We start from the raw sequence: 13,136 nt of genomic DNA, 5'->3' as shown, positions 1-13,136 counted from the left end.
CCGGGAGAGTAGGTCACCGCCAAACCTAGTAAAAGCCCAAACCTCTCTAATACGACGAAACTCCCAAAGCCTAAATTCCCGACCCGTGCGAATTTCTCGCGTTACCTCTGTCTCAATGACTGTTTCAGTGCATTGAAAGACGCTTTGGGTGTACGTTCCATGGTTTCAAAGTCGACATCGACCAATCCAAACCGTTTCTCATACCCAAGGGCCCACTCGTAATTGTCTAGCAAGGACCAAAGGAAATAGCCTTTAACGGGTGCGCCTTGGTTCTGCGCATCGCGAACAGCCGTTAGGTGTTGATCGATATAGTCTATGCGCGCCGCGTCGTTGTGGCGTTCCGCACTGGCCATACCGTTTTCGGTGACGAAGAGCGGAAGATCCCCGGTGTATTCTCGTGCGGTGCGGAGAAGAAACCGGGTCAAAGCGGAAGGCTCGATTTCCCAACCCATCTGAGTTTTCGGCAATGGCCCCTCAACCTCTGAATAGCCTGGCCACGGTCCAGGGGCGGAGGCGATCAGCTTTCGTGTGTAGTAATTGACACCAGCCCAATCCACCAGCTGACCGATTGTGTCGAAATCATCGTGCCAACCGGAGGGCAAATGTGGCTCTAATCCGTCTAAAACCACCTGGGGGTATGCCTTTCTGAAAACGCCCCCTAGAAAAAACCGATTGTAGATCCCGTCATAGATTCCGGCCGCGTAACGCGCCTGATCGCTTTGATCTGCCGGCTCAGACCACTCCAGATTGAACACCGCGCCCAGGTTCCCGACGCCGAGGCCGCGCATCACCTCGATCGCGCAGCCATGCGCCAGAAGAACATGGTGCATCGCGCGTGCAGCTGCGCGGATGTCTCGCATTCCGGGCGCATGGTGCCCTTCAAAATGGCTGAGCCAGCTGACGCACCACGGCTCATTTATCGTTGCAACGCTATACATACGGTCGCCGATGCGAGACATGATGATCTCGGTGAAGTCGGCAAACCAACTTGCGATGTCGCGGTTCCGCCAACCGCCAAGATCGGCCAGCGCCGATGGAAGCTCCCAATGGTAAAGCGTAGCGCAGGGCTTGATATCGCGTTCCAACAACGCGTCCGTCAGCCGATCATAGAAGTCCAGGCCATCTTGGTTCACGTGCCCGCGCCCTTCTGGCAGGACACGCGCCCAACTGGTGGAAAACCGATAGCAGTCAAAACCTGCATCGCGGATCAGGTCAAAATCCTGTTCGTATCGATGATAGTGTTCACAGGCTCGATCACCGTTTTCGCAACGCACCACATTGCCTGGTGTCGCGGCGAAACTGTCCCAGTGTGTTTGGCCAGCCCCACCGAACTTATGCCCTTCGATCTGATAGGCCGAGGTCGCGACCCCGAACAGGAAATCCTTGGGGAAATCCGCACGTGTGTTCTTCATTTTAGTAAACCTAGTTTGGAGCGGGCCCGGTCGAGCGTCCTACGACCAGCTCAGCCTCGAGTAATTGCGTCATTACCGGTTCGGATGGTGCCTGGATTCGGTTGATCAGCATTTCTGCGGCCAATTCACCGGCCATTCGGACCGAGGACCGTGTGGCGGTGAAGATGGGAACATCCTGACCGTTTTTCAGATAAGACAGGTCATCGTCATGGGCGATCACTGAAACATCTTGCCCCATGCGCAAACCCGCCTCATCCAGTGCGCGGCGCACTCCGACCGCCGAAATCATGGATGAACACAGGATCGCGGTTGGCGGATGATCCAATTGCAGCATTCCACGGGTTTCGTGGTGGCCGTAGACTTCGGTCATTTCGGCGCTGCGCATGAGGCTCGGAATCGGCTCTAACCCTGCCTCATTCAGCGCCGCAAGATACCCGTCTCGGCGCCGTTTAGCGAAATCCATATCCTCAAGACCGTTGATCAACGCGATCCGCCGATGGCCCAAATCGATCAAAAACTGTGTCGCACGTTGAAAGGACCGTTTGTTGTTCACGTCGATCCAGTCATAGGGCGACGTTACCCCGGTTGAGCGCCCATGCACGATGAACGGCACGCCCATACGAGTCAGAACCTCGATCCGGGGTTCGTTGACCTTGGGGCCTTGCAGAACAACGCCATCAACCGCGCCACGTTGAAACAGGTTGCGATAGGCTTTTTCGATAGATGTGTCTTCGGCGTTCGAAAACATCATATCATAGCCATGATCGGCATATGTCTTGGCCGCTCCGGCGACAAAATCTCCGAAAATGGGGTTCACCATCTCATGCTGGGATGAACTGGGAATCACATGTCCGATCACCATGGATCGACCGGTCGCCAGACCTTTGGCCCAGCTGTTGGGCCGATAGCCATGTTTGGCCGCCGCTGCCTGAACCCTTTCGCGCGTTTCCTCTTTCACCTCGGGATACCCGTTCAGCGCACGGCTGACCGTCGTCTGCGAGAGGCCAAGAGTTTCCGACAGTTGCTTTAGGTTCATCGACTTTCAAAGCGCCTTCAAACATGTGATCGTTCCTGTTTTGTTGGCAAATGTGCGCTCCGTCAACCTGTTTTGGGGAAATACAGCGAAATATTAAGTTTACAGGCCTCTGCAAACAGAATGTTGACAGAGACAGAATGTTAGCGGATAACGTCGAGTATCCAAAGCGCTTTGAAAACATTGGGCGCGATAGAAAAAGTTGGGAGGACAATCTATGAAACACTCGCTTTACGCAGGTGCGGCAACGCTCGCCCTGATGGCGGGCGCCGCGCAAGCCGAACAAGTTACGGTTTTTGGGCCTTGGCTGGGGCCGGATCAGGAAAACGTTGAAAAGGTCCTGGATGGATTCGCCGCGGCCACCGGGCATGAATATTCCTATGTCGGATCGGACAGTTTCGAGCAGCAGATTCGTATCGACGCCGAAGCTGGGTCAGCCCCCAACATCGCGGTCTTCCCGCAACCGGGCCTGGCGGCTGACATGGCGAAATCGGGTTTTCTGACACCTTTGAGCGAAGGCACCGACGATTGGATCCGCGACAACTATGCGGCCGGTCAGTCCTGGGTTGATCTGGGGACATATGCGGGCCTGGACGGGGTAGAGGACCTTTATGGTTTCTTCTACAAGGTCGATGTAAAGTCGCTGGTCTGGTTTGTACCTGAGAATTTCGAAGACGCCGGATATGAAGTGCCGACCACCATGGAAGAGCTTAAGGCGCTTACGGATCAGATCGTGGCCGATGGCGAAACGCCCTGGTGTATCGGGCTGGGGTCCGGCGGCGCGACCGGTTGGCCGGCAACGGACTGGGTCGAAGACATGATGCTGCGCACCCTGGCTCCGGAAGACTATGATGCGTGGGTTTCGAACGAACTGAAGTTCAACGATCCTAAGGTTGTGGCCGCGATCGAGGAATTTGGTGCTTTTGCACGAAACGATGATTACGTCGCAGGTGGTGCCGGAGCTGTTGCAACAACAGATTTCCGCGACAGCCCCAAAGGCCTGTTCAGCTCACCGCCGCAATGCTACATGCACCGTCAGGCTTCGTTTATCCCCGCCTTCTTCCCGGAAGGAACGGTTGTGGGTGAAGATGCCGATTTCTTCTACTTCCCGGCCTATGAAAGCAAGGATCTGGGCAGCCCCGTGCTAGGTGCCGGTACCCTTTGGGCGATCACCAATGACAGCCCCGGTGCGCATGCGTTGATCGAGTATCTGAAGACGCCGGAAGCGCACGAAACCTGGATGGCTCTGACCGGCTTTTTGACCCCGCACAAAGGTGTCGATACCTCGGTCTTTTCTGATCCGACTCTGAAGAAGATGAATGACATTCTTCTGGGCGCAACGACCTTCCGTTTTGACGGATCTGACCTGATGCCAGGTGGCGTTGGTGCCGGAACCTTCTGGACCGGTATGGTTGATTATGCCGGCGGCGCATCTGCGCAAGACGTCGCGGATGAAATCCAGTCCTCATGGGACGCCGCGAAGTAACCTAAGCACTGGGGCGGTCACCAGGCCGCCCCGGATGCCATGCGAATGAGGGCATCATGACACCGGCACTCCAAGGCCTGCTGACCATCGCCATCGGCGTGACGGGTTGTGTTGGCTATTTCTACCTATCAAATCAGTTTCTGGACAAAATCCTGTTCCCGCCGCGGGGCCCGAATGCGGGCCGCAACATCAACCGCGCGAACATGATCCGGCCATGGCTGTTTCTGTTCCCGGCCATGGCTGCGCTGGGACTGTATCTGGCCTACCCGGTGGTTGAAACCTTGCGCTTGTCGCTCACGGAACGTGTGCCCGGTGGCGGGTACAGATGGGTTGGTCTGGACAACTATACCCAGATGGCGGCCGAGCCGAAGTTCTGGGAAGCCATGCGCAACAACATGTTCTGGCTGATCGTTGTGCCCGCCATGTCGACTGCCTTTGGTTTGCTGGTGGCTCAGCTGACGGATCGGATTCGCTGGGGAAATCTGGCCAAGTCATTGATCTTTATGCCCATGGCGATCTCATTTGTAGGCGCCTCGGTCATCTGGAAACTGGTCTACGACGCACGCCCGGCTGAACAGGATCAGATCGGTATCCTGAACGCGCTTTATATCTTTTTTGGCGGGACCGAACCGCAGACTTGGCTGACCATTCCGTTTTGGAATAGTTTCTTTCTGATGATCGTTCTGGTCTGGATCCAGACCGGCTTCGCCATGGTCATCCTGTCTGCCGCTTTGCGCGGTATTCCGGAAGAAACGGTCGAGGCCGCAATTCTGGATGGGGCCAACCCGTTCCAGATCTTCTTCAAGATCAAGGTGCCTCAGATCAAAACCACCATCCTTGTGGTTTGGACGACGATCACCATCACCGTGCTCAAGGTCTTTGACATCGTCTTTGCCATGACCAACGGGCAGTGGGAGACGCAGGTTCTGGCCAATTACATGTATGACAAATTGTTCCGCGCCAATGATTGGGGTGTGGGGTCGGCCTCGGCCATGGTCATCATGCTGCTGGTCACCCCGATCCTGATCTGGAACGTGCGCAATGCGCGCAAGGAAATGGAGTAACCCATGAGCGATATTGCAGGAACCAAACCGGCGCTCAGATGGGTTGTGCACCTGTCCGTTGTCGCTCTTGTGGCCCTTTGGGTGCTTCCCACACTGGGTCTGCTGGTGTCGTCCTTTCGGACGGCGGATCAGATCGTGACCAGTGGTTGGTGGCGATCGCTGTTTCCATCGGAACAGAACCTGACACTGCGCAGTGCCGCGCCAGAAACACAGGTTTTGGAAAACGGTGTCTATGTCATCGAAGGCCAACTGTTTGGCACAGAAGACCAGGCCACCATCTCACGCTGGGGTGTCAGCTCACGCGATGTGGATGCCTTTGTGCCGGGTGATGTGGCCGAGATGCGGCGCGGTGGCACCGTCACCGTGGACGCGCAGGGCAACTACCGGATGGAGAATACGGAAGAATTCACCGGCAATCGCGGTGCGCGTATCTTCGTGACAGCCGAGCTGCCACCCGAATTCACCACGGATAACTATCAAAAAGTCCTGCTGGACGAGAGCAGCACTGACAGTATGGCCAAGGCGTTCTTTAACACCCTGACCGTGACGATCCCGGCTACGATCATACCCATTCTGGTCGCAGCTTTTGCGGCCTACGCGCTGGCTTGGATGGAGTTTCCGGGCCGGGCCCTGTTGATCGCGGCAGTTGTCGGGCTCTTGGTGGTGCCATTGCAGCTGGCGCTGATACCTTTGCTGAAATTCCACCTCAATATCGGGATCGGCAAAGGCTATCTTGGGGTCTGGATGGCCCATACCGGCTTTGGGATGCCATTGGCGATCTATCTGTTGCGCAACTATATGGCCGGTCTGCCCCGTGATCTGATCGAAAACGCCCGGGTCGATGGTGCTACTGAATTCCAGATCTTCACCAAACTGATCCTGCCGCTCAGCTTTCCGGCATTGGCCTCGTTTGCGATCTTTCAGTTCCTGTGGACATGGAACGATCTGCTGGTGGCCAAAGTGTTCCTGATTGATGCAACAGGGCAGACCACCGTGATGACCAACCGCATTGTCGAGCTGTTGGGCACGCGCGGCGGAAACTGGGAAATCCTTGCCACGGCGGCTTTCGTTTCGATTGCGGTGCCGCTTTTGGTCTTCTTTGCAATGCAGAAATATCTGGTTCGCGGTCTGTTGGCCGGTTCCGTTAAATAGAGGCGTGTTATGAACGTGCAAAACTCCGTTGATCCCGCAAAATCAACCAAAGCCGCAGCCGATTGGTGGCGTGGTGGCGTGATCTATCAGATCTATCCGCGCAGCTTTCAGGACAGCACCGGCGACGGGGTGGGCGATCTGAAAGGCATCACCAGCCGTTTGGAGTATATCGCGTCCCTGGGTGTTGATGCGATCTGGATCTCGCCTTTCTTCAAGTCGCCGATGAAGGATTTTGGTTATGACGTCAGCGACTATCGCGACGTTGATCCGATGTTCGGAACGATGGAGGATTTTCAGGCGCTTCTGGATCAGGCCCATGCCCTGAACCTGAAAGTGATGATTGATCTGGTGATGTCGCACACCTCGGATCAGCACCCATGGTTCGTGGAAAGCCGCGCCAGCCGTGAGAATCCCAAATCCAATTGGTATGTCTGGGCCGATCCCAAACCCGACGGGACGCCGCCCAACAATTGGCTGTCGATCTTTGGTGGGTCCGGCTGGCAATGGGATACGCGACGTCAGCAATATTACCTTCACAACTTCCTGTCGTCGCAACCGGATCTGAACTTCCACTGCCGTGAGGTGCAGGATGCGCTTTTGGACGTGGCGCGGTTCTGGCTGGATCTGGGCGTTGATGGCTTCCGTCTGGATACGATCAACTTCTATTTCCACGACAAAGAGCTGCGGGATAATCCGCCCTTGCCGATGGATCAGCGCAACGCCACGATTGCGCCGCAGGTCAACCCGTATAACCATCAGGATCACCTCTATTCCAAAAGCCAGCCTGAAAACGTTGCCTTCCTGGAACGGCTGCGGGCACTGACCGACGAATACGAAGGCCGCGCCTGTCTGGGTGAGATCGGCGACGCGCAACGTGGCCTTGAGATCATGGGTGAATACACCACCGGCGATAAGCGGATGCACATGTGCTATGCCTTTGAGTTCCTTGAGAAACGCGCATTGACGGCGGCCTATACCCAACAGGTATTCGATCAGCTGGCGCAAAAGGCTGGCGATGCATGGCCCTGCTGGGCGTTCTCAAACCACGACGTGCCACGCCACGCTTCGCGCTGGGGGCTGGACGACGCAGCCATCCGCCAACATGCGGTGTTGATGATGTGCCTGCGCGGCTCGGCTTGCCTGTATCAAGGTGAAGAGCTGGGTCTGCCCGAAGCAGATGTGCCGTTCGAACGGCTTCAGGATCCTTATGGCATCGAGTTCTGGCCCGAGTTCAAGGGGCGCGACGGCTGCCGGACCCCCATGGTCTGGACCGCGCAGGACGAACAATCCGGGTTCAGTACGGGTGAGCCCTGGCTTCCGGTCAGTTCGGATCAGGCAACGCGAGCGGTTGATCGGCTCGAAGCCGATCCCTCCTCGATGTTGCATCACTATCGTCGCGCGATTGCCTTGCGCCATGCGCATCCTGCTTTGGCGACTGGGGATCAAGTGGACATGACGCAGAACGGTCCTGTTCTGAGCTTTGTCCGCGAAAATGGGTCAGAACGGGTGTTCTGCGCCTTCAACCTCGGCGACGCAACGGGTGAGGCCGCGCAGCCTGCCGGCACGTGGCATGTCATCGGGCAGGATCTGGGTGGGTCTGACACCCTGACGCTAGAGGCGGGGCAATTCTGCCTCATGGTTCAAAGCAAGAGGTAGGTCATGTCGGAACTTAAACTCACAGATGTCGCCAAGACCTATGGCGCAGTAGATGTCTTGAAACATATCAATCTTGATATCGAACAAGGCGAATTGATCGTATTCGTCGGCCCCTCTGGCTGCGGAAAATCGACCCTATTGCGAATGATTGCGGGGCTTGAAAAGATCTCGGGCGGCACGCTTGAGATCGAAGGACAGGTGATGAACGAGGTGCCGCCTGCGCAACGCGGCATTGCGATGGTGTTCCAGTCCTACGCGCTTTACCCGCATATGACGGTGCGCGAGAACATGGCCTTTGCATTGAAGATCGCCAAGATGCCCAGTGCCGAGATTGACACGGCTGTCGAACGCGCCGCCTCGATCCTGCAATTGGAACCCTATCTGGACCGCCTTCCCAAAGCACTGTCCGGCGGGCAGCGTCAGCGTGTCGCCATCGGGCGGGCCATTGTGCGCGACCCGAAGGTTTACCTGTTTGATGAACCGCTCTCGAACCTGGATGCTGCGCTGCGCGTCGCGACACGGATCGAGATTGCGCGCCTGAAAGAGGCGATGCCGGATAGCACGATGATCTATGTCACCCATGACCAGGTCGAGGCCATGACCCTGGCCAGCCGCATTGTGGTGCTGGCGAATAAGGGCATCGCGCAAGTCGGTACGCCGCTGGAGCTTTATGAGACGCCAGACAATGAGTTTGTGGCTCAGTTCATCGGGTCTCCATCCATGAACCTGCTGCCCGGCGTGATCACCGAAACGGGTGAGACCACGACAGTTGCGCTGGACTCAGGCGGAGTTGCGGTGTCCTCGATCCCGACAACCGACGACAAAAAGGGCCTGAAGGTCAATGTGGGTGCCCGGCCCGAAGACATGACCCCCGGCGATGGACCCGCGTTCTTTGAGGGTGAGGTGGATTTCGTCGAAGCCTTGGGTGAGGTTACGCTGCTTTACTTCACGGACCAGCCGGGGGCCGAAGGTCTGGTGGCCAAACTGCCGGGGATCGCAACAGATCTGCGTGGCAAGTCGGTCAAACTGACCGTTGATCCAGCGAAGGTCCATCTGTTCCACGACGGGTTGTCGCTGCGGAGCTAAAGGGCGCGGTCATCACTTCTTTTCGAAGAACAATACCACTTCGCCCAGCCGGACCCCGAAGCGTGAGACATAGGCTCGATTCAGTAGGCGATCATCGCTCAGCAACCACATCCAGTCATCAAAATTCACGCGCATCGTACCGTCTTTGACCGGCAGGTCGATCTTGTATTTCCAATTGAACGTATCGCCCCGTTCAACGCCGGTCGCCTCACCCAGAACGCCCGGCGCTGTGCCCGTCCAGGTGTCGTCGCCGGTTTTGGTCAGGGTCCAGATCCGCTGTTCGGTCGCACCGTCGTCATAGACGAAATCTTCAACCAGGGTCAGTGTCTCTCCGTCCCAAGTACCGTCGATCTCGACTGTGAACCGCCGAGGAACGTTGCCCAGAATGTCCTGAAACTGCCCATAAGCTACGGTTTCGCCCTCGAAGAATTCCTCAAGGTTCAGCTTGCGGTCGGACAAGAACGTTTTGGGCACACGGGGTTTTGCGGCACAGGCCGAGAGAACGGCCAGCCCGACAAGGGCAGCCACAGCGATCAGAACGCGACGTGAGATCATTGCAGCGGCCTCGTTTCAGTTGTGGAGTCGTACCCGTTGGCGCCATTCAGATGGGCTTGCTTGATCTCGGGTGCCGGGCGCATGGTTGCCACCAACTCGGCAACTTTCAACCCGAACTTGCGCATCTCGGACCGGTTCATGATCGTGCCGTTTTCGGTCAGATACATCCAATCAGTCACGTCCAAAGTATGCCCTCCGGCGTCTTCGGGCAGGATGATCCGATAGCTGAGCTTGACGGTCGCGCCCGAGATCACGCCACGCCCTTCGCCAACAATATCGTCAGCGGTGGCGATGAATGTATTGCCGGTGCCCAGGGTCAGATACCATTTGCGGGTCATCTGCTTGCCGTTGGAATAGGTGAAATACTCGGTCAGAGTGCCCGCGTTTCCGTCCCACTCGCCGACCATACGTGCAACAAAGCTGTTCGACATCTTGCCGTTGGGGCCATAGATCAGGCCTTCTGACAATATCTCGCCATTCAGGTTTTCCTTGAGCGAGAACTCGGGCCCGGTGCTGGCATAATCTGATGGTTCCTGCGACCGGAAGCTGAGGAAGCGGGCTTTGCCAATGATCACGGCAAGTATTGCGAAGAGAAGGATAGTAAGGAGTTTCATTTGACTGTGACCTCCGTCGGCAGCGTCAGAACCAGTCCAAACGCTCCGAGTTTCAGGATGCAGGGAAGAACGGCATAGGCGAGGGTGAGAACCTCAAGCGCCTCAGCCGAATTGCTTTGTCCGGGGACAAATCCGCTGCGTTCCAGCAGCGGCAGAGTGAAAAAAGCAGCCAGGGCCAGACCCAGTTTGCCCGCAAAAGACCAGATGCCAAAGGCGGCTGACGCGTTCAGCCCGGCGCGGGTCAGAACGACCGAGAACATGGCGGGCAGAACCACCATATCGGCCCCAAGCGCGGCCCCAGATGCGATGCAGATCAGGGCAAACCCGCCCAGATTTCCGGTCGACAGCATGGTTGCGCCGATAAAGCCCGCGATAGACAGCGGCATGGCAATGATCAGAGTCTGTTTCGGCCCGATCCTGTTGCTTAGCCGTGCCCAAAGCGGAACACTGACGCCAGCGCTGAGGAAGAACAGGATCAGCAGGGGGCCTGCTTGCCCGGGCAGTTGCAGGCGATCTTCGACAAAGAACAGAAACAGGGTCGAGGTGATGGCGACCGGCAGGCTGTTGACCAGGGCGAGCAACAGCAATCGCAACGCTCCGGCCTGTCCGAGACCGGCAAAAGACAGGCCATCCCCCGTTACCGGAGTACGCCGCCAGATCGGCAGCGTTATAGCCAGCGTAACCAAAGCCAGCGCTCCCAAGAAAAGGCCAAAGGCCGGATAGCCTTGTGAAGCCGCTCCAAGCGCCACGAACACAGCTGGTGCGCTGGCGGCCAGGATCACGCCAGTCAATTGACCCCCTTCGCGGAATGCGGCCAGCCGCATCAGCTCATGTGCTGTGGCCTTTTTCGCCAGAGTTGCACTGCGGCCGTATAGCAGGATGGTTCCGAGGCTGTAGGCCGAGAATAAGAGGATCAGCACAGCCACCAGAGCCATCACGCTTGTACCCTCCGGAAGGCTGAACAGCAGTGGAAAGCCAATGGCCAACCCCAGTGCCGCTGTTGCTGCGAACACCATCTGAGCGTTGGGCCAATGATCAATCGCCCAGCCGATCAAGGGATCTTGCACCAGATCCACCAACCTGATGGCCAGCAAGACTGTTCCGATCACCGCCAGACCCAATCCCAGATTGACTGACGCAAATCGCGGCAGGTGGATGTAAAGCGGTATGCCCGCCGCAGCCAGCATAAGCGCATACAGGCTGACACGCGGATACAGCATCACTGGCCCTTCAACTGCTGGGTAAAACTTGCCGATCGCGAATTGTCGCCGAGAAAGATCGACATGAATGACCGTTTCGCCCCGGGATAGGTCAGTGAGCAGGTCTTGCTTCCATTGCGCCAGAAATCAACCTCGTTCGGGCCTTTGGAGACTGCCAAATAGCTGTCGCCCTTGCTGACCGCTTGAAAGCACGCCTCCAATTGCGCTTGCGTCGGCGCTGAATTGCCCTGGCGAGTGATTTCTTCCAGCGTCGATTCAACCAACGCCTTTTGCTTCAGGTTCTTGCGGTAGGTCAGTTGAAGCCCGAAATCCTCGTCCCAACTGAACGCGGCGCCTGCGGGTGTATACAGTTTGGCGTCATAGAGAGGCAGCCCCAGAAAGCGAAACGTCGCGCTTCCCAATTGCTTGGGGTCCTTGAGGTCACCCGGAATCGGTGATGCTGCCAGACCTATTGGTGCCAGCAGCAGGATCGTTAGAGTAAATACACCCAGCCAAGCGGTTCTATTGCTATGCAGGAATGGCTGGATCTTCTTTGAGAATGCCATTGTCAGCTCCGATGGGTTGCGGGGTGCCATTCAACTGGTCGACGACATGCATCGCGCTGGCAATCCCGTCTTCGTGAAAACCATGCCGGTTGTACGCACCGGCAAACCATGTTCGGTTCTGTCCCTGCATCTCGCGAATTTGACCTTGGGCTTTCAGCGCGGCCTTGTCGAACACCGGATGCGCAAATTCGACCTGGTCATAGATTTTGTCCGCGGGAATTTCTGACCCGGCATTCAGCGTCACAAAAAGCGGATCGCTGTCGGGGATATTCTGAAGCCGGTTCATCCAATATGTGACCCCAACATTGCCCTTTTGCGAGCGATAGGTCCAACTGGACCAGCACGCGCGCCGGCGCGGCATTTGCCCGGGGTCGCAATGTAGAATGGCGATATTGGGCTGATAGCGGATCGCGCCCAGCGCCGCGGCCTCGGCCCGCGTGGCGTTTTCGCCCAGAATGGCCAGAGACTGATCTGAATGGGTGGCCAGAATGATCTCGTCAAACAGATCGGCCTGCCCCTGACTGCGCACGGTGACGCCCAGATCGTGCCGTTCAACGGCCTGCACTGGTGCGCCAAGACGGATATCGGCACCGCGCGTGCGCAATGCGGCTTCGATCCGGCGCACATATTCAACGCTGCCGCCTTTGACCGTGTACCACTGGTGTTGATTGGCGCGTCCACTGGCCAGCAATGCATGGTTGCGGAAGAACTGCACCAGCGAGCGGGCGGGGAATTGATCCACGAACTCCACTGGTGTCGACCAGATCGCGCCACACATCGGCATCAGATAGTTGTGGCGGAACCAATGGCCCAGCCGCAACTGGTCTACCAGTTCTCCGATTGTGGTGTCGTCATCTTGGGCGGCCTCGGGCGCCTCTTTGCCGAAGCGCAGGATATCGGCGATCATCTTGTAATAGGCGGGCCGCGCAAGGTTGCGCTTTTGCGCGGTCAGCGTGCGCAGGTTGTTCAACCCGTATTCGATGCGGCCATTGTCGATCGTGGCGCCAAAGCTCATTTCGCTTTTGGTGACGGGCACGTTCAGCTCGTCAAAGAGCTTGGTCAGATACGGGTAGGTCACATAGTTGAACACGATAAATCCGGTATCCACCGGCTGATCGCCGTTCTTGCCCGCCAGTACCGTTCGGGCATGTCCGCCCAGCCGGGGCTCGGCCTCATACAGTGTTACGTCGTTGTTTTCTGACAGATAGTACGCAGCGGAAAGCCCCGAAATGCCTGCTCCAACAATTGCAATCTTTTTCCGGGCACCCCGGGTTTCGTCGAACATTCCAGCCTCGTTAACTGACGTTTTACAA

12 protein-coding genes are annotated in these 13,136 nt (G+C 57.1%); 5 read left to right on the top strand and 7 right to left on the bottom strand.

Features of this window, described 5'->3' with window-relative positions; all coding sequences use genetic code 11:
- Nucleotides 1-101: 101 nt before the first annotated feature.
- Together GOW40_RS08465 and GOW40_RS08460 are read right to left on the bottom strand one after the other, a co-directional pair.
- Nucleotides 102-1,412: a GH1 family beta-glucosidase gene (locus tag GOW40_RS08465; RefSeq protein ID WP_171131815.1), complete on the bottom strand. Its 1,311-nt coding sequence runs from the start codon at nucleotides 1,410-1,412 to the stop codon at nucleotides 102-104.
- A 10-nt stretch (nucleotides 1,413-1,422) separates the two neighbouring features.
- On the bottom strand, nucleotides 1,423-2,448 hold the full coding sequence (locus GOW40_RS08460; protein ID WP_171131817.1) for a LacI family DNA-binding transcriptional regulator: 1,026 nt from the start codon (nucleotides 2,446-2,448) through the stop codon (nucleotides 1,423-1,425).
- 214 nt (nucleotides 2,449-2,662) lie between these two features.
- On the opposite strand from GOW40_RS08460, the gene GOW40_RS08455 reads away from it, so the two are divergent.
- The 5 genes from GOW40_RS08455 to GOW40_RS08435 are packed head-to-tail and all read left to right on the top strand — an operon-like array spanning nucleotide 2,663 to nucleotide 8,889.
- On the top strand, nucleotides 2,663-3,931 hold the full coding sequence (locus GOW40_RS08455; RefSeq protein WP_171131819.1) for an ABC transporter substrate-binding protein: 1,269 nt from the start codon (nucleotides 2,663-2,665) through the stop codon (nucleotides 3,929-3,931).
- 56 nt (nucleotides 3,932-3,987) lie between these two features.
- Complete coding sequence (locus GOW40_RS08450; RefSeq protein ID WP_171101689.1) at nucleotides 3,988-4,995, top strand: carbohydrate ABC transporter permease; 1,008 nt, start codon at nucleotides 3,988-3,990, stop codon at nucleotides 4,993-4,995.
- Nucleotides 4,996-4,998: 3 nt separating this feature from the next.
- A complete protein-coding gene (locus GOW40_RS08445) occupies nucleotides 4,999-6,147 on the top strand; it encodes a carbohydrate ABC transporter permease (protein ID WP_171131823.1) in 1,149 nt (382 codons plus the stop codon).
- Nucleotides 6,148-6,156: 9 nt separating this feature from the next.
- Entirely contained in the window at nucleotides 6,157-7,803 is a 1,647-nt protein-coding gene (locus tag GOW40_RS08440) for an alpha-glucosidase (protein WP_171230933.1), read from the top strand.
- Between the two features lie 3 nt (nucleotides 7,804-7,806).
- Entirely contained in the window at nucleotides 7,807-8,889 is a 1,083-nt protein-coding gene (locus tag GOW40_RS08435) for an ABC transporter ATP-binding protein (protein ID WP_171131827.1), read from the top strand.
- A gap of 12 nt (nucleotides 8,890-8,901) precedes the next feature.
- On the opposite strand, the gene GOW40_RS08430 is transcribed toward GOW40_RS08435, so the two are convergent.
- The 5 genes from GOW40_RS08430 to GOW40_RS08410 are packed head-to-tail and all read right to left on the bottom strand — an operon-like array spanning nucleotide 8,902 to nucleotide 13,108.
- On the bottom strand, nucleotides 8,902-9,444 hold the full coding sequence (locus GOW40_RS08430) for a DUF3833 domain-containing protein (protein ID WP_171131829.1): 543 nt from the start codon (nucleotides 9,442-9,444) through the stop codon (nucleotides 8,902-8,904).
- Nucleotides 9,441-10,058, bottom strand: a complete 618-nt coding sequence (locus tag GOW40_RS08425) for a DUF3833 domain-containing protein (protein ID WP_171131831.1) — start codon at nucleotides 10,056-10,058, stop codon at nucleotides 9,441-9,443. The genes GOW40_RS08430 and GOW40_RS08425 overlap by 4 nt, the downstream gene beginning before the upstream one ends.
- Complete coding sequence (locus tag GOW40_RS08420) at nucleotides 10,055-11,278, bottom strand: MFS transporter (protein WP_171131833.1); 1,224 nt, start codon at nucleotides 11,276-11,278, stop codon at nucleotides 10,055-10,057. The genes GOW40_RS08425 and GOW40_RS08420 overlap by 4 nt, the downstream gene beginning before the upstream one ends.
- Nucleotides 11,278-11,823 carry a hypothetical protein gene (locus GOW40_RS08415; protein WP_254444370.1) on the bottom strand — a complete coding sequence of 182 codons (546 nt, stop codon included), beginning with the start codon at nucleotides 11,821-11,823 and terminating at the stop codon, nucleotides 11,278-11,280. Before GOW40_RS08415 ends, GOW40_RS08420 begins: the two co-directional genes overlap by 1 nt.
- Nucleotides 11,786-13,108, bottom strand: coding sequence for an NAD(P)/FAD-dependent oxidoreductase (locus tag GOW40_RS08410; RefSeq protein ID WP_171131835.1), 1,323 nt, complete (start codon nucleotides 13,106-13,108; stop codon nucleotides 11,786-11,788). The genes GOW40_RS08415 and GOW40_RS08410 overlap by 38 nt, the downstream gene beginning before the upstream one ends.
- Between the last annotated feature and the right edge of the window lie 28 nt (nucleotides 13,109-13,136).

It is taken from the genome of Ruegeria sp. HKCCA6707, from assembly GCF_013033515.1.
Taxonomy (GTDB): Bacteria; Pseudomonadota; Alphaproteobacteria; order Rhodobacterales; family Rhodobacteraceae; genus Ruegeria.
This window is presented reverse-complemented; position numbering and strand designations above follow the sequence as displayed.